This window comes from Desulfotignum balticum DSM 7044 (assembly GCF_000421285.1).
Taxonomy (GTDB): domain Bacteria; phylum Desulfobacterota; class Desulfobacteria; order Desulfobacterales; family Desulfobacteraceae; genus Desulfotignum; species Desulfotignum balticum.
This window is the reverse complement of sequence record NZ_ATWO01000001.1, coordinates 3,714,956-3,732,212: the sequence shown is the minus strand read 5'-3', so window position 1 is coordinate 3,732,212 and position 17,257 is coordinate 3,714,956. Positions and strand designations below refer to the sequence as shown.

Below are 17,257 nucleotides of genomic sequence, written 5' to 3'. Positions count from 1 at the left end.
GGAGGCCATCATGAAATCATATGCCATATTGCTTGACACCACGCTTTGCACGGGCTGCAACACCTGCCTTTACAAGTGCATCCAGGAAAACATGGGACAAGATGCTGCATACCGGGGATTGTTCCGAACCATTGCTTTTATCCGGGATCCGGGTATTTATCATCACCGGTGCATGCACTGCCTTTCTCCGGATTGTGTCGAAGTCTGCCCGGAGGGCGCGTTGACCAAAACCGATTATGGGCCGGTTCTTTACAATGCCGACCTGTGCACCGGGTGCCAGACCTGTGTCGATGCCTGCCCGTTTTCCGCGCCCCTGTTTGACCCGGTTACTGAAAAGATTGTCCGGTGCAGCATGTGTGCCCACCGCATCAGCGAGGGCCGGCCCCCGGCCTGTGTGGAAGCCTGTCCCACCGGAGCTTTGGTGTTTGATGAATTCCATAGTGTCCTGGCGACAGCCGAAAAAAGAACGGCCCGGGACAATCTGTATACCTATGGGATCACACAGAACGCAGGGACCTGTTTTATCGTGTTGACGAAAAACGATCCGATGGAAATCGGATATCCGTCGGTGGGAGAAAAAACCGTTCCAGCGGATCGCACCTTGAGCGCGTTGCCCCTGTGGGGTGTCGGGGCGGTGGCAGGCGGAATGAAACTGTTCAGCGACCGCCGGGCCAGAATCGAAGCGCAGGAAAAAAACAGTTGATGTGGAATTAAAAATTTAGCGGGACGGCATGGGATACCCCGCCTTCCCGCAACATCTCAACAAAGAGGTAATTTCAATGAACAGTCAGCAGATACTTGAGATCGAGCCGGAGGTCCGGGCGTTTGTATTTGATGCCCTGTCCCGGTTGCTCGATTATCCGGATGCGGATCTGATGGATCAGATCCGGGATGCCGCTTATATTGAAAATTTTGAAGTCGCCCTGCAAAAAGCGGGCATCGGTGATGATGCCGTATCTTTTTGTGCTTCATTGACTGAGGTGAATTCAGGCCACTTGCTTCTATCACTGCAAAAAGAATACACCCATTTGTGCTTTGCTTCCAAACCGCGGCGGGTGCATCTGTTTGAATCGGTTTACCGGACCGGCAAGCTGATGCAGGACTGCACCTTTGACATTGCCCGGCTGTATTATGACGCCGGGCTGTGTATCAGCGATGATTTTGATCTGTTGCCGGACCACATCTCCCTGGAACTGGAATTCATGTCTTACTTAGGTCTTCAGGAATCACAGGCCCTGTCTTCTGGAGATACATCAAAAGCAGCGTATGCCCGGGACCTTCAACAAAAGGTATTGACCCACCACCTGATATTTTTTGCGACCCGGCTCTCTGAGGCATTTCAGGCACATGGCCGGTCCAGCTTTTATCAGACCATCGGCCGGATGGTGGGGTGTTTGTTTGATGCCGGCATGACCATCCCCGATATTCTGCCGGGGCAGACAGACCGGCTTCGGGCCGATACATCTTGACGACGCGGATAGAATTTTCTCCAGTTTGATGTGGTATGATATTTGCTGTTTTAAGTGCCGTACTGGCGGACCCATAAATATTGTAAACCCTATCAACAGGAGGAAACAGATGAAATCACTGGTTTTATATTCCAGCCAGTCCGGAAACACCCAGACACTGGCCAAAGCCTTGTATGACAGCCTGGAAGGGGAAAAAGAGCTGTGTGACATTGATCAGGCCCCGTCCGGAAACCTGGATTATGATCTGGTGGCCGTGGGGTTCTGGCTCCAGGCAGGAAAGCCGGATCCCAAGACCGACGTCTTTCTTAAAGCGTGCAAAATGAATGCAAAGGTGTTCCTTTTTGCGACCCATGGGGCGGCCAAAGGCTCTGATCATGCCAGGGGGGCCATGGAATACGCCGTCAGCCTGATGAACGGCGCCAATGTCATCGGCACTTACTCCTGCCAGGGCGAGGTCAATCCCAAGGTCCTGGAAAAAATTAAACAGAAAGACTCGCCCCCGCCCTGGCTCCATGAGGCGGACGATGCAGTGAATCATCCGGATGATACTGATATCGCCGAATTGATAGCCGCGTTGAAAAAGGCGCTCTGATGCGCCTCCGACCCGGGCTATGTCAAAGCTGAATGCCCTTGATGTGATGGATGAAACACGGTTGCAAGGGTGGCGTTACTTGTAACGCCACCTGCTCTGCCCAAACCGATGGGTTTTTGTAGCTCAGTAAAGTGTGACATTCAGATATGTCTGCATCTGTTTGAAGTGCTTGTCCAGTGAGAAAATCATGCTGCCTGTTTGAATGGCGTTCTGGACAATGATCAGATCCGGAATCCCGATCCCGTTGATGCCGTTTTTCAGGCAGGTGAATTGAAATTCCTGAATCTGGCCCCAGTCGATCGACATCGGCAGCTTTCCCACGTCATGAATGATGTCAATCAGGGTTTTCTGGTTCTGAAGCCTGAGAAAAGGGATCAACTCGGTCAGGATCAGGTCGTTGACAACCACCAGGTTGCTGTCAATCAGATGATCCAGTTCATCGGTCAGGTTTCCTGACCTGAAATAATCGATCCAGACCGAAGAATCGATCAAAACCCTCATTTGCGATCTCTCAAGACATCCAGATCAATATCCAAATCCACCTTGCCCTTGAATTTTTTCAATGCGGAAATTTTTGATCTCCTCACCAGTTCCTCCAGGGCCACGGTAATGACTTTTGTTTTTGTCCTGATGTTTGTGACCTGCATTGCTTGGTTCAACAAGTCTTCAGGTAAATCCAAAGTGGTTCTCATGCGACACCTCCTGATGCATAAAAAATAATAAATCATGCATAAAAAGTCAATTGGAAATAATCATATTTTGCATGCAGGAATCCGGTCACATGCCAGCGGTGTTTACGCGTTTTGCCACAAATAGCAAAACGCGTAAACACCGATTTTTTGAACGGTTTTACGGTCTTTCAGGTGGCGCAGAAGCGCGTCTGGCCTGAATTTCTGTTCTGATCACAGGCGGTGGTAAATGCGGATGATTTTGACCGGTTCAAGGCACTTGAATGCCGGCAAATCGCTGAAAAATGGAACAGCAGATTCGAACCCGGGTGTTTTTCAGGGGGTAATTCAACGCAGGTGCCTCTCCCGGTGTTCCTCGATAAACTGCCGCACCCGCTCCTTTGGCTGAAAAATGCCGTAATGTCCCTCACACAGGATATCCGCCTCCAGTGTCAACAGCCGGTCCATGGATCTGCGGTAATCTGCCAGGTTTGACAGAAAATCGTCACTGAAAGGCCCGTGCAGGTCCTGGCCGAACAACACTTTTTGGCCGGCCGTTTTCACCACCACGGCAATGGACCCCGGGGTATGCCCGGGGATGTGCAGGCAGTGAAAGTCCATGCTTCCGAAAGTCAGCACCGTATCCGCATCAAATGATTGATACAAAGACACGGGTTCATAGGTGATCCCATACCAGCCGGCCGCAGTGCGCCCGTCATGGCCGGGTTCTTCAATGGGGGCTGCATCCAGCGCATGGGCATAGAACCGGATTCCGGGCAAACTCTTTGCCAGCCCGGCACAGGCAGCCGTATGATCGATGTGGCAATGGGTCAGGATACAGTGCCGGATATCTTCAAACTTTAGGCCGCTGATCTCGATCCCTTTGATCAGGTCCAGGTCCATGCCGGCATCGATCAGCACCAGTCCCTCATCACTTTCGGTGTCCACCGCATAGACTGAACAGCCGCTGTCGCCCACATGCCAGATATTTTCAATGATCTGTTTCATTTTTTTTGCCTCCTTTGATACCCGGATTCCGGTCCGGCTACTGGTCCACTCCCACCCGGGCCGCGATACCGGGGTCATACAGGTTCATGGATTCGGTCCGGGTCCGCCGGGCCGTTCCCCGGACAAACCCGATATACCGCCCCTGATCCAGATCCAGGGCCTGGGCATCAGACGGGAAAATGCTTTTGCCGGTCATCTCCAGGGCGGTTTCAAAATCCCGCCAATGCCGCCAGCCATCCGGCAGAATCTCCATTCTGACATCCGTGACGCTGCTGTCACCTTCCCACAGTTCCTGCCACCAGCCAGGTGTTTTGAAGCTGCGGCACCCATCTTCCCAGAACACCTTGCCGTTGGTCTGGGGCCGTGTCAGATGCTCGGGTATGACATTTCCCATCTCCTGCATCAGTGCCGGCATCACCACCCCCAGCATCCCGCCGGGTGCAAGAAACCGGCTCAGGTATCCCAGGTACAGCACATCCGTGCCAAAATACTGGTACGCATCAATGGACACCACGGCATCGAAAAATTCTGCCGGAAATGGCAGTGCATGGGCCTCTGACCGCAGGGGAAACACCTTGTCGGCAACCCCGGCCCGGACAGCCCGCTGCCAGTTGTGGTCCGGGGTAATCCACAGGTCCGTGGCCCACACCTGGACGTCAAACTCCTTTGCCAGAAAAATACTGGTCATGGCCCGGCCGCACCCCAGATCCAGAACCCGCATGCCCGGTTCCAGTGGCAGGGTCTTGCACAGCCATTCCGCCAGCCATACGGCGTTGGGTCCCATCTGGTTGTCCAGGATCCAGTCCGTGTCGTACCGGCTGGACCGGGGAAACTCTTTTTTGATCAGCAGTTTCATTACAGCTTCTCCTTTGATCATATGTGATTGACATTGTAGCATGATTAATGTGTCTTGCAAGACGAAGATAGCCTGGTATCATAAACTGGATTGATTCAACATTTCCGAATTCTGCATGACAGGCAATACTTGTCAAACTACCGGCAACCCGGTAAGATCGATAAAGAAACAAAAATCGGAAAAAGGAGGATTTCATGGCGGTGTATCTGGTACAGCACGGAAAAAGTCTGCCAAAGGAAAAGGACCCGGCCAAAGGATTGTCTGACACGGGCCGGCAGGAATCCATGAAAATTGCCGACGTGGCAAAGATGTATCAGGTGCCGGTATCCAAAATCGTGCACAGCGGCAAAACCCGGGCTGAACAGACCGCAGGAATTTTCAGGGATATTTTCAAGAAGGATGCACCCCTGGAACAGGTGGACGGTATCGGTCCCATCGACGATGTCGCGGATCTGGGGAACCGGATCGATCCGGAATCCAATATCATGATCGTGGGGCACCTGCCTTATATGGAGCGGCTGGTCTCCTTTCTGACGACCGGGAACCCGGACCTGCAGGTGATCCGGTTCCAGAATTCCGGCATTGTGTGCCTGGACCGGGATGAGAATGGCTGGTACATCAAGTGGACCCTGAATCCGCACATCGGGTGATGGTTTGTCCGGGAGCGCGGTTGAAAAATACAAAGCGAATGGAAATGTAACTGCGTGCAAATAGTTGAATGATATTCTTACCGGATATGAAACAACTATTTTGCTTGCCTTTCTGGATCCTGTGCGTGGTATCAGCCTGTTGCGGCTTATTGATTGTCCGGGCCGCTCCGGCATCATCATCCCATCCCCATGAAACTCACACCTACATCGAGCAGACCGGGGAAGCGGTCAAAGAGGTCACATGGACCCTGGAAAAAGCGGATACATTCATTCTGACCTATTTGTCGCCGTTTGAGCGGCATGTCACAACCACCGGCCTGGATTACGATACACATCGCTGGCATGTGACGGAAAAAAACGGGCTGTCTGATTTCACTGCTGTGCGAACAGGAGCGTCCATCTCCATTTCCGGGCGGTTTCGGGGAGATCCTGTGAACAAGACGATACCAATTGACGGTACTGACTGGTATCAGGCATCTTCATTGTCTTTACGCGGTTTTGCTGCATCGACGGACCGGGAAAAAGTGTTCTGGACCATCCGATCCGACACACTGACTGTCCACAAAATCAAAGCAGTCAAACAAGGATTGGAAACGATCGATGTGAATGGGGTCATGAAAAAGGCAGTGAGAATCAAGCTGTCGTTGACAGGGCTTTTGTCACACTTCTGGAAGAGCGATTACTGGTTCTCCGTGCCGGAAGGGGTTTTTTTACAATTCAAAGGGCCAAGTGGACCGCCAGGCTCTCCCATGACAACTGTCACCCAGATACAGTGATCGACTCCATATGCTTGATTCAGTCAGTCGTCAGTCTGTAGCGAATACGGCCGAGTGTGCCATATATTAGACAACGCTTGCCAAACAGCCGATAACCCGGTAATATTTTTACCTGAAGAAAACAGAAAAAAGGATGCTTCCTGGAGCAGTGGGATGACATCTTTTGCCCGGGAGGTATGAATTGAAAATCAACAAGGTCGATCACATCTGCATTGCTGTCAAGGATCTGGATCAGGCCCGCAGGATATGGGAACCGGTCCTGGGAAAAAGCGGGCCCGATGATGCCTACATTGATGAACCGGAAAAAATCAAGGTGGTGCGGTACTGGATTGGTGAGGTGGGGTTTGAACTCATGGAATCTTTGACCCCGGACGGGGATGTGGCAAAATTCATCGAAAAAAACGGCGAAGGCGTGATGGTGGTCAGTTTGAATGTGGCCAACACCCGGGAGGCCATGGCCGAGCTGGAAGAAAAAGACTATCCATTCATTGGTGGGGCCAGGCCGTTTCGTGACGGCGAGTTTGCTTTTATCCATCCTAAAAAAATGAACGGGGTCCTGCTGGAACTTATTGATGATAAAGGGGATGATTTCAGAAAATAGATCCCGGCAGTTCGCCAAATTTCATTGTCGACGTGATGGCGGCAACGATAACGGGATTCAATTTGCTGTCATTGAGCAGATCATTCTGCAGGACAAAGCCCCGGTCGTATTCGTTTTTTACCTGTTTTTCTTTCTCTAACGCGATTTTTTCTTTCAAAACGGCAGAAATGAATCCACTTCTGGACATACCCTTCAGCCGGCTGATTCCGTCAATAACGGCAACCAGGTCTGTGGGCATGGTAATGGCAATCTTCTGGGTATGCATTTATGTTATGCCTGTTTTATATTCTACCATGATAACACTTATGAAGATTTCTTACGTCAAGCGATGTTATTTACCCTCTCCCTGGTTTATATATTAAACAATCGTTTTGGGGCGGTACTGTTTTTAAGTGACCGGCCTATGTGAATCGTCGCTTAAGTCAAGTCTGTGTCTGATTTGTTGGTGGGATATTTTTCAAGGATATGATATATTTTCAAGTTATGTACGAAGTGACTGCCAGAGTGATGATAGACAGAAACGGGGAACGACTTGAGTATTAAAAAAAAAATAGCAATTGCCGGGGCCGGCGTTCTGGTGTGCATAGCAGTTCTGATGGCCGGCATTTACGGATACAGCCGCACGGATCATGCCCGGAATCTGGTGGTGGATCAGATCAATGCCCGGATTCCCGGCACGATATCCGCCGGACAGATAAAGGTATTGGCCGGCGGCGCATTGATACGGCTGGAAGATATCCGGCTGAGAGATTCCCAGGGAAATCTGTGTCTGGTATTTGATTCACTGGGCCTTTCGATCCGCTGGCGCGCATTGTTTGACAAGGTGTTGGAGGTCAGCCATTTTCAGATTGATGGGCTTCACCTGGATCTGGTTGCAGATGAGGCCGGCGGGTTGAATATTCTGGATGCCCTTGTGGCCGGAGAAGACACCCCGGATGCGGTTCCGGAAACAAAGACGTCCGGGGCGGGCCTGCCGTTGAACGTGAAAATCAAAAATGCACAGATCACCCGCAGTGCCGTGTCATTCTCAGATCCTGTAAACACGGTTTCTGCTGGATCGTTGCATGTGACGGTAAAAGAGGTGGATTTACAACAGATGTCCGGGGAAATCACCGTCAATGTGGGAGATGCGGTTTTTTCCGGTGCCGGAAAAAACCTGGACATCAGAACGATTGACGTTTTTGCTTCCGTGCAGGAGAAAAAATGGGTCACATTCCGCATGGACCTGGATTCAGAAATGGGGGGTCTTGCGGCAGCCGGATCCGTGGATGATCTGTTTCACAATCCGCACATGGATCTGACACTGGATATCACCGCCGATCTGGCTGCGGTGTCTCACATATCACAAGAAATGCCCGATCTGGGCGGAAATATCCATTTGACAGTGGCCGGACAGGGACCTGTCAACGACCCGGCCGTTCAGGTTCGGATCAAAGGGCAGCAGCTCGCCATGGCGCCGGATATGCAGGATGGCAGCCTGGATATTGCCATGAATCTGGCCAACCGGGTGCTGCACCTTGAACAGGGGCGGGTCGACCTGCTGGGAATCCAGGCCGCCTTTTCCGGATCAACGGATCTGTCCCGGGTGTTCCCGGATGGATTTCTGGGTCCGGCCCATGATTTCGAGCAGCTCAATTATGCCTTGTCATTCAACCAGACAGAAGGGGATTTCCAGCACCTGGCCCCATGGGTTCCCGGGTTTTCTGGAAAATTTTCTTCCCGGGGCCGGATCCAGGGCCAGGGTATTTCTGTGGATACCCTGGCTGCCGGGTACGAGCTGACTGCCGTTTTCAAAGGATTGAAACAGGATCAGTCGGAAATCGATCCTCTGGATCTGGATATTCAGGTGTCCGGAGATATGGACAGCCAGTTGCTGACCCTGGATCAATTGTCTGTGGATACCCGGCCGGCCCAGGTGCAGGCATCCGGAAAATATCATCTGGCAGACCAGATATTGGACATGTCCCTTACCGTGTCTTCAGATGATCTGTATGCGGTCACCCAGACGTTTGGGCTGTCTCCGGCCAAAGGCCGGGTGAATGCGGCGGTTCAGGCGACCGGCCCCATAAGCGGGCCGGATATCAGCGTTACCCTGGCCGGCCGGGAGTTGGCAGCGGCCGGTATCCTTGTGGATTTGGTTGATTTCAAAGGGAACCTGGATCCAAAAGGCCGGGCAACTCTCACGGATTTCACGGTTCGGGGTCCGGGCCTGGATCTGGCTGTGTCAGGGGATGCAGATCTTTTTGATACCGGATTTGTACTTAAAAAAAGAATCCGGGTCTTCTTGAAAACCATGGGAAATATTCTGCCGAAAACCGTGCTGGCCCGGTCAGACCTGGATGTGGATCCGCAGTTTCTGGATACCCATGTGGAATTTGATCTGAAAAGCCATGTGGACTATGACATGGGAACCGCGGTCGCCATTGCTGAGGTCAAAGATATCACGATTCCGCGGCAGGACCTGGAAGCGATGATCGATCTGAATAATCATCGGTTTTCCCTGTTTCTGGAAAATCTGGCTGACATTTCCGGTGTGCTGGATATGAAAAAATCGGCATATACCTTGGATATTGATTTCAATGCCGGCGATTTCAGTCCGTTGCTGAGAGCTGTGGGCATCACTAATATCAGCGGCGGCGTGGAAGGCTGGGTCCGGTCCGGGGGCACCCTGCCCCGGGATGTGACCGCACCCCTTGAAACCCCTTTGGCAGCTGCCAAAGGGGGGATCACCATTAAAGCGGATATATCGGGTATGGCTGATCAGCCGGATGTCAATGCGCTCATAAGCCTGACAGACCTGTCCTGGCATCCGGAATCTCCGTTGCCGGAAATTTCAGACCTGAACGGACGGTTGTCTTTCAAGGATGTGCACCTGGATCTTTTGCATACCCATGCAGCAGATTCCAATGATGTGTCAACCGCAGAAGCCGGGGGGATGATTCCGGTCAAATCCGTTCAGGCGGATCTGGGATTGAACCGGTTGGATGAAAAAGGCCTGGATTTGCAGTTGACCCTGGACCAGAGCATTCTTCTGGATGCATCATTCAATCCGGAGACTTCGGCCTTTGATGTCACAGCGACATTTTCTGCCACACCGTTGGACCCGTTTGTCAATGCGGCGGGAATTTTCGGTATCACAGGACATGTTGACGGACAGATCGAATCCAGGGGGCGGATAAATATGGACCTGCCGCCGCAGATTACAGAACAACTGAAACCGGCCGCCGGTTCCCTGAAACTGGATGCCGATGTGGCCGGATCGTTTCATGATCCACAGATCAATGCCGGAATCGTTTTGGACAAGCTGTATTATCCGGTTCCGGAAGCCGGCCTGACGGTGTCAAACCTCAACGGAATGGTGACGTTGTCCAATGATCAATTAAAAATTGAGGCTCTGTCAGCGGAACTCGGCCAGGGAACCCTGGATATCTCCGGGGACCTGGGGCTGGAAAATTTTTTGCCCGTAACCGGCCAGGCCAGGGTCCTGGCTCACCATGTGGGGGTATCCATTGAAGATACTCTGGATGCGGCATTCAACACGGATCTGACGTTTTCCGGCTCCCGGGAGAAATCCCGGGTGACCGGTTCCGTGCAATTGATTCACGGCGAATTTTACAAAGATTTTGATTTTGATCTGGCCGAGGCCCTGGAAAGCCGGAAAATGGGCCGTGCCGGGCCGGTTGACATGCCCTCGAAATCCGGCGGGCCTTCTTTTTTTGAAAAAACGACCCTGGACATTGATGTGAATTATAAAGATCCTTTTTTACTGGATAACAATCTGGCCTTTATCATGGTGGCGCCGGATCTTAAAATTAGCGGTACCGTCCGTCAGCCCGTGCTCACGGGAAGGGCCGATATTGCGGAAGGGACCGTGGTCTATCATAAGCGTCAGTTCGAAATTGACAAAGGAATCATCGATTTTGTGGATCCATTCAGGATCGATCCGAAAATCACCCTTCAGGCCAGCACGGCCATTCGCAAATGGGTCATTTATATGGATGTCAGCGGGAAAATGGACAATCTCAGATTTAAATTATATGCCAGTCCTGCAGAAACCCATGAAGATATCCTGTCTTTGCTGATCATCGGCAAGACCACCCGGGAACTGGGCAAAGGCGGCGGATCCTATACCGGTATTCTGGCGGACAAGGCATCGGAAATGATCGGCAAGGAAGTGTCATCATCCACGCCCCTGGATACATTCAAGCTCGGGTACGATGAGTCGGACGGGCAGGGGGGCAATGTCAGTGTCACCATGGGCAAGAAATTGTCGGAACGGCTGGAGGTGATTTATTCCATGGAAACCGAAGAACAGGAAACCGTTCATACCAATTCAGCGGAATATAAAATGCTGGAAAACGTCATACTCAGGGCCTTTAACGATTCACAAGGGGATTTTGGAACCGAAATCACCCTGAAACTGGAGTTCAGATAGATCCGATGAAATCACCAAAGACCATGGATAAGATAAGACAATGTATAATGACCGTCAGCCGGGTGATGCTGTGTTTATGGTTGATCCCGGCAATGACCGGATGGATCGTTTCAGTCCATGCTGAAACAACCCGCCCCGTCATTGAAAAAATTGATGTAGACATACAGGGCGGGACACGGGAACGGCAGGCGAAATTGCTCTCTATGGCCGTCGGGATGATTCAGTTGCAACCCGGAGACCGGTTGGATGCCGGAGCCTTGAACACCACGCTTTCACTCTTGAAACAATCCGGACAGTTCAGCGCCATTCACGTACCGGATCCGGACCTGGATGCAAAATCCATTTCCCTGATTTTTCAGTTGACTCCCGTGGTGCAGGTGAAACGCATCAAGGTGACCGGGGCGTTCCCTGTTTTCAGTCAGTCCATTGTCCGGGCCACGGATTACAGGATCGGAGGGCCGTTTTTTGAGGATCAGGTAAAGAAAAATATCCGGGCCATGGAATCCGTGATGAAGGAAAAAGGGTATGTGGATGCCCAGGTTCATATTCGCACGGAAACAGCGGGAAATCTGGAAAAAAACGTATTCATTGACGTGGAAAAAAATGTGCCCCTCAGGACCGTTGACATTGAGATCCACGGGAACCGGACATTTTCCGATACCCGGTTGAAAATGCGCATGAAATCCTATCAACTGCCGTTGTTTTTCTGGAGCAAAGGCAGCAAAACCGTCTCGTCCGAAGTGGCGGCGGATGTCAAAGAATTGCTGTCGTTTTACCGGAAAAAAGGATTTGTGGATGCCACGGTGACCTCTGACCTGCACACGGATTTGGAACAAAAAATCAGCCGATTGACGATTCACATCGAAGAAGGGCCGAAATACCGGGTGTCTTTTTCTGGAAACAGGGAGTTCAGCGACCGGACCCTGAAAAAGGATCTGACCCTCTGGTCAAAGGGAAACCGAAATGATTTCGGGCTTAAACGCAGCATCAAAGCAATCCGGGAGCGGTATGAAAAAGCCGGTTACAGGGATTGTGAAGTGGATTTCACGGCGAAAAGCGGGACGCAAGGCCAGAAACCGGTGCGGGATATAGAGATCTTGCTACATGAAAACACCCGGTATCTGGTGGACACCACCTTGATCAAAGGGGTGAATGCGTTGGATGAAAAGTCCCTGTCCTCCCATCTCAATACCCGGGGAAAAAGCCTGTTCTATGACGGGCCGCTGGTTGAAAACATGCCGGAGTCGGATCGTCAGACCCTTGAAAATATTTATAAAAGCCAGGGGTTTGAAAATACCCGGGTCACTGCGGATGTGACCTGGAAAGAACAAGAGGATAAAAACCAAAACGTCGCGGATGTGGTGTTTGATGTGACGGAAGGATATCGCAAACAGGTCACAAAGGTTGTTTTTGAAGGGATTCCAAAAGGCATCGACCCGGCCGTGTTTCATCAGACCATCAAAACCCGGGAAAACGAATTTTTTCTGCCCTCCCGGGTGGATGAAGACCGGATTGAGATCCTTACTCTTTTAGGGGAGCACGGGTATATTTATTCGGAAGTCACCCCCCGGGTTGTTTCGGACGGCAAAGACTGCAAAGTGGTTTTCCAGGTGACACCGGATCAGATGGCCACCGTGGGCGGGGTCTGGGTGTTCGGTAATTTTGATACCAAAGAGGACGTTATCCTCCGGCACAATACCCTGGAACAAGGGGATCCTGTCTCTTTGGATGGATTTTTGACCCTTCAAAACGATGTCAGGGATCTCCAGTGCCTGGATCGGGTAAATTTCAAAGCCATCGGGGTTCAGGAAAAACTGGATCAGGTTTTTTTCACAGCGGAAGTGGAAGAAAAAAATCCGTATTTTCTGGAAACCAGCATCGGGTATGATACCTCCAAAGATGCGTATCTTGCCGTGTCCGCCGGTGACCGCAACTGGCTGGGAACCAACCGGAGGCTCTATCTGAATGCTGAAGTGTCCGGCATTGGATATGATGCTGTTCTGGGTGTCACGGATTATGATTTTCTTGCCCGGCGGGTGTACTCGGATGCCAATATCTATATGTCTGAAGAAGAACTCAAAAATCAGAATTTCGGTACCCGAAAATATGGATCTTCCCTGATGTTTGAAAAACCCGTGACCCAACACCTGACTCTGGGAACCCGTTTCGGTCTGGAGTCCAGAGAACAGTATCCCACAGGAAACAACACGGGCACGGATCCTGAAATCTATGCGGCCCGGGGGATTCTTTCCGCCACCCCTTTTGTGACCTGGTCTTCCGTGGATTCTTATGCCCGGCCCACCCGGGGATTTTATTTCAACGCCTCTGCCGGGTACACCCGGGATATGTTTGAGGACCTGGACAATTTCATGAAATACCAGGCAAACGCCAAATATTATTATCAGCCTTTTTCCCGGCTGGTTCTGGCATTTCAGGCCATGTACGGCACGTTGCAGAATTTTTCTTCGGACGCACTTCTGCCCGATGATCAGTTGTTTTTTCTGGGGGGGATTTCAGATGTCCGGGGGGTGGGTGAAAATGAACTCGTCGTGGATGCATTCGGGGATCCTGTGGGGGGAAAAACCCAGATAGCCGGTTCCATCGAGGCCCGGATCGATCTGGGGGGGAACCTGGAACTGCCGATTTTTGTGGATGCCGGCACGTTGCAGGACACCCCGAGAGCCGGTCGTAATGAAGGAGTTAAGTATACGATCGGATCCGGGCTTCGGTATATGACACCCGTGGGTCCGGTGGGGCTGCTTTACGGGTACCGGTTGAATCCTGAAACGGGTGAAGATTCGGGTCGTCTGCATTTTTCCATCGGGTACACGTTCTAGAAACAGAAAGGCCGCACCGTCGGCAGAATTCGACGGTGCGGCCTTCTTCAAACTGTGTCAGTACATGAGATTTGGCAAAAACATGATGATCTGCGGGAAAATAATCAGGATCAGCACACCCACGATAACGGCGATGAGAAAAGGGAAAATGCCTTTGAAGATTTTTTCCAGAGGAACCCCTTCATCCAGGACATTTTTTGCCACCCCGTAGACCACATACACATTGATGCCTACCGGCGGGGTGATCACCCCCATTTCCGTGACCATCACAATGATGATACCGAACCAGATAGGATCATATCCCAGCTCCATCACCACGGGAAAGAAAATGGGAACGGTCAAAGTGACAAAAGCCAGAGCATCCATGAAGCAGCCGCCGAAAAAATAGATCATAAGGATCACGCCCAGAACCAGTACCGGTGATATTTCCAGGCCGGACACCCAGCCGGCGATCTCAAAGGGGATGCGTGTGACGGCCAGAAATTTGCCGAAAATTACGGCACCGGCAATGAGCATGAGCACCATGCAGGAGGTCCGCAGGGTTTCCATCAAAGATTTGACAAACCCTTCCCAGGTGATCTGGCGCCGGACCAACGCGATGAGCAGCACACCGAAGGCACCAATGGCCGCCGCTTCCGTGGGCGTGAACAGCCCGATGAAAATACCGCCGATGACCAGGACGAATACAATCAGGGTTTCGATCAATCCCAGCAGGGATCTCAGTTTTTGGGGCCAGGAAAAGCGTTCGCCTTTAGGGCCCTGTTCCGGTGAGATACGACAGCGGATGTAGATGCAGAGGATGAACAAGAGTGTCACCAGCAGGGCGGGAAAGATCCCGGCCACAAACAAAGCCCCGATGGATTGTTCCGTGAGAATGCCGTAAATAATCAGCACCACGGACGGGGGCATGATCATGCCGATACCACCGCCGGATGCCACGCATCCCGTGGCCAGTTCGTCGTTATAGTTATACCGTTTCATCTCCGGCAGCCCCACGGTGGCCATGGTGGCGGCAGTGGCTGGACTGGAGCCGCAAACCGCACCAAATGCCGTACATGCAGTCACGGTTGCCATGGCAAGTCCTCCCCGGATATTGCCTAGGAATTTGTAACCCGCATTATAGAGCCGCTTGCTGATACCGGAGTTGAACCCCAGCTGCCCCATGAGAATGAACAGCGGGATGGTGGTCAGATCATAGGAATCAAAGGTTTCATAAATGTTTCTGGACAACAGGACCAGACCGGCATCCGTGCTGATCACAATGGAAAATCCCACAAAGCCCACGGTGGCCATGACAAAGGCCACGGGCATCCGTGTCAGAAACATGAGGAGCATGATCAGGATACCGATAATGCCAATAAGTGTCGGGCTCATTTCTCACTCAACTTTCGTAATTTTTGGATGTCTTGAAAAATCATTTCTACTATCATCACTGTAAAAATCAGCAGGCCGAACGACAGCAGGTAAACAATGTAATAAATGGGGAATTCCAGGTTCATGGATACTTCACCCGTATGCTGGATATCTTCGGCATACAGGAACATCTGCCAGGTGATCAGAAGAAACAGGACAAATGTCAGGGTCCGGGTGAGAATATCGATCCCGACCTGGGTCTTTTCAGGCAGCAGCCGAACCAGGATTTCCACCCCCACATGGCCGTCCATTTTGTAAGTATAGGGCAGGGCCGCAGCCACAATAATGGTTGCCAGAAATCCCACCAGTTCCACGGAGCCGAAAATCGGAGATTTGAAAAATCGGCCGATGACATCCACCACCGTCAACATCATCATGGCGGTGAGGGCGACGGCACCGATCAGTTTCAGCAAATCGGAAAATTTGTTCAACGCCTGGGAAATAACACGCATAATCCATCCTGTTTTTGAGGTAATCTGTTTTTTATCAGGCAACAGGCAACAGGCAACCCGGCGGTAAACCATCCTTCCGGGTTGCCTGTCATATGCCAGATGGGTTGAAACCGGCATGTTTATAAATTGGCTTTGATATAATCCACAATAGCCTGACCATCAATATTTTTTTCAGACGCGCTCTGAACATATTCATCAATCACGCTGGCAGCCTGGTCAGCCCAGATCTTTGACTGTTCGTCCGACTGGGGAATGACTTTGCCGCCTTTTTCCAGGAAAAATGCCATACCTTCTTCGTCAGATTCGTCCCACGCCTGTCCGTGCTTCAGTGCGAATTCCGCGTTGACCTCCCGGATGATTTTCTGCTGTTCCGGGGTCAGGCTGTTCCATTTGTCCTTGTTCATGAATACGGCAAAGGTGGTGGTATAGGCCGTGGAGAAGTTCTGGGTCATATAGGAGACCACTTCACCGACTTTCCAGCCCTTGTTGGTTTCCAAGGGGTGGAGTGATCCATCCACAACCCCTTTCTGGAGCATCTGATAGGTTTCACCCATGGCTTTTCCCACCGGAGAGCCGCCTAAGGCTGCCACTACTTTTCCACTGGTGCCCGTACCTCTGATTTTCAATCCCTTGAAGTCATCCAGCGTTCTCACTTCCTTGTCACGGGTATGGAGCAGTCCGGGGCCGTGGGCGTGGAGGAACATCAGTTCTGTATCTTTGAACTCTTCGGGATCAAATTTTTCCAATACGCCGTTGGCAATACTGGTGGCCTGAACACCGGATGTGTATCCCATGGGCAGGTCAATGGCTGCGGCAATGGGAAAACGTCCTCTGGAATAGGCCAGAACCGTCATGCCGATATCGGCAATTCCCTGGACGACCCCGTCGTAGGTCTGAGGGGCCTTGGTCAAGGTGCCGGCCGGAAAATAATTGATGGTGATCTCACTGTTGGTGCGGGATTCCACTTCTTTAATCCATGCTTCAGCCAGCTGGCTCTGGATATGGGTGGGGGGAAAGAAATTGGAATAAGTGAGTTGGGTCTTGGCCGTTGCATTCAATGTAAAAAACGTACAAAAGCAAAAAACAAGCAATGCCGGGATCGTAAACCTTTTCATCGTGTTGACCTCCTGAAAAATGGGTTCTGAAAAAGGAAAAATAATAAGCGATATACGGGGGAAGCGTCCACCTCCTTTCATTTTGAAAAATTAGTGTTACAATGTAACTATAATTAAGCTGAATATTGACACTATATTTAAAGATGTGAAACCCTGTCAAGAAAAAAATATGGTTTAAAATAGAAAAACCCGGAATAATTGGTTGATATGTCAACCAATTTGAATTCATGGGCTATCTCCATTGGCAGCGCTGAGTTTGTCCCGGGCTTTTTCTGACTTGATCCGGAAATCGAAAAAAAACTTGACATAGCTGTTTTGTATCTATAATGTATCTAATAAATAGCTGAGGTTGTGAAGTACCGGGAAAAAAGGAGATCCGGACCGA

At 51.2% G+C, this 17,257-nt stretch carries 16 protein-coding genes; 8 read left to right on the top strand and 8 right to left on the bottom strand.

Annotated elements, in window-relative coordinates; genetic code table 11:
• The first annotated feature begins 10 nt into the window (after nt 1-10).
• The 3 genes from K365_RS26795 (at nt 11) to K365_RS0118805 (ending at nt 2,061) form a co-directional block, all read left to right on the top strand.
• Nucleotides 11-703: a 4Fe-4S dicluster domain-containing protein gene (locus tag K365_RS26795; RefSeq protein ID WP_024335830.1), complete on the top strand. Its 693-nt coding sequence runs from the start codon at nt 11-13 to the stop codon at nt 701-703.
• A 76-nt stretch (nt 704-779) separates the two neighbouring features.
• The gene (locus K365_RS26790) at nt 780-1,469 is read left to right on the top strand and encodes a TorD/DmsD family molecular chaperone (RefSeq protein ID WP_024335829.1); all 690 of its coding nucleotides are present in this window, start codon (nt 780-782) and stop codon (nt 1,467-1,469) included.
• A 109-nt stretch (nt 1,470-1,578) separates the two neighbouring features.
• On the top strand, nt 1,579-2,061 hold the full coding sequence (locus tag K365_RS0118805; RefSeq protein WP_024335828.1) for a flavodoxin family protein: 483 nt from the start codon (nt 1,579-1,581) through the stop codon (nt 2,059-2,061).
• Between the two features lie 123 nt (nt 2,062-2,184).
• On the opposite strand, the gene K365_RS0118800 is transcribed toward K365_RS0118805, so the two are convergent.
• From K365_RS0118800 to K365_RS0118785, 4 genes are all read right to left on the bottom strand, one after another.
• Nucleotides 2,185-2,562 carry a PIN domain-containing protein gene (locus tag K365_RS0118800; protein WP_024335827.1) on the bottom strand — a complete coding sequence of 126 codons (378 nt, stop codon included), beginning with the start codon at nt 2,560-2,562 and terminating at the stop codon, nt 2,185-2,187.
• Nucleotides 2,559-2,753 carry a type II toxin-antitoxin system VapB family antitoxin gene (locus tag K365_RS0118795; protein WP_024335826.1) on the bottom strand — a complete coding sequence of 65 codons (195 nt, stop codon included), beginning with the start codon at nt 2,751-2,753 and terminating at the stop codon, nt 2,559-2,561. The genes K365_RS0118800 and K365_RS0118795 overlap by 4 nt, the downstream gene beginning before the upstream one ends.
• Before the next feature lie 324 nt (nt 2,754-3,077).
• A complete protein-coding gene (locus K365_RS0118790) occupies nt 3,078-3,737 on the bottom strand; it encodes an MBL fold metallo-hydrolase (protein ID WP_024335825.1) in 660 nt (219 codons plus the stop codon).
• Between the two features lie 37 nt (nt 3,738-3,774).
• Entirely contained in the window at nt 3,775-4,593 is an 819-nt protein-coding gene (locus K365_RS0118785; protein WP_024335824.1) for an SAM-dependent methyltransferase, read from the bottom strand.
• 194 nt (nt 4,594-4,787) lie between these two features.
• Here K365_RS0118785 and sixA point away from each other — a divergent pair, with 194 nt between their 5' ends.
• The 3 genes from sixA to K365_RS0118770 all read left to right on the top strand — a co-directional run bounded on the left by sixA (nt 4,788) and on the right by K365_RS0118770 (nt 6,620).
• Nucleotides 4,788-5,243, top strand: coding sequence for a phosphohistidine phosphatase SixA (gene sixA / locus K365_RS0118780; RefSeq protein ID WP_024335823.1), 456 nt, complete (start codon nt 4,788-4,790; stop codon nt 5,241-5,243).
• 86 nt (nt 5,244-5,329) lie between these two features.
• Nucleotides 5,330-6,019 (top strand): hypothetical protein, encoded by a 690-nt coding sequence (locus tag K365_RS26785; protein ID WP_156887745.1) that lies wholly within the window; start codon nt 5,330-5,332, stop codon nt 6,017-6,019.
• A 181-nt stretch (nt 6,020-6,200) separates the two neighbouring features.
• The gene (locus K365_RS0118770) at nt 6,201-6,620 is read left to right on the top strand and encodes a VOC family protein (RefSeq protein ID WP_024335821.1); all 420 of its coding nucleotides are present in this window, start codon (nt 6,201-6,203) and stop codon (nt 6,618-6,620) included.
• On the opposite strand, the gene K365_RS28515 is transcribed toward K365_RS0118770, so the two are convergent.
• Nucleotides 6,610-6,885, bottom strand: a complete 276-nt coding sequence (locus tag K365_RS28515) for a type II toxin-antitoxin system HicB family antitoxin (protein ID WP_024335820.1) — start codon at nt 6,883-6,885, stop codon at nt 6,610-6,612. The two genes, K365_RS0118770 and K365_RS28515, sit on opposite strands and share 11 nt — an antisense overlap.
• Nucleotides 6,886-7,152: 267 nt before the next feature.
• Between K365_RS28515 and K365_RS0118760 the strand changes: the two genes are divergently transcribed.
• Together K365_RS0118760 and K365_RS0118755 are read left to right on the top strand one after the other, a co-directional pair.
• A complete protein-coding gene (locus tag K365_RS0118760; protein WP_024335819.1) occupies nt 7,153-11,055 on the top strand; it encodes a translocation/assembly module TamB domain-containing protein in 3,903 nt (1,300 codons plus the stop codon).
• 47 nt (nt 11,056-11,102) lie between these two features.
• Nucleotides 11,103-13,892 carry a BamA/OMP85 family outer membrane protein gene (locus K365_RS0118755; protein WP_024335818.1) on the top strand — a complete coding sequence of 930 codons (2,790 nt, stop codon included), beginning with the start codon at nt 11,103-11,105 and terminating at the stop codon, nt 13,890-13,892.
• 57 nt (nt 13,893-13,949) lie between these two features.
• On the opposite strand, the gene K365_RS0118750 is transcribed toward K365_RS0118755, so the two are convergent.
• The 3 genes from K365_RS0118750 to K365_RS0118740 form a co-directional block, all read right to left on the bottom strand.
• Nucleotides 13,950-15,266, bottom strand: a complete 1,317-nt coding sequence (locus K365_RS0118750) for a TRAP transporter large permease (RefSeq protein ID WP_024335817.1) — start codon at nt 15,264-15,266, stop codon at nt 13,950-13,952.
• Nucleotides 15,263-15,757 carry a TRAP transporter small permease gene (locus K365_RS0118745; protein WP_024335816.1) on the bottom strand — a complete coding sequence of 165 codons (495 nt, stop codon included), beginning with the start codon at nt 15,755-15,757 and terminating at the stop codon, nt 15,263-15,265. The genes K365_RS0118750 and K365_RS0118745 overlap by 4 nt, the downstream gene beginning before the upstream one ends.
• A 119-nt stretch (nt 15,758-15,876) precedes the next feature.
• Complete coding sequence (locus tag K365_RS0118740; protein ID WP_024335815.1) at nt 15,877-16,872, bottom strand: TRAP transporter substrate-binding protein; 996 nt, start codon at nt 16,870-16,872, stop codon at nt 15,877-15,879.
• Nucleotides 16,873-17,257: the final 385 nt, after the last annotated feature.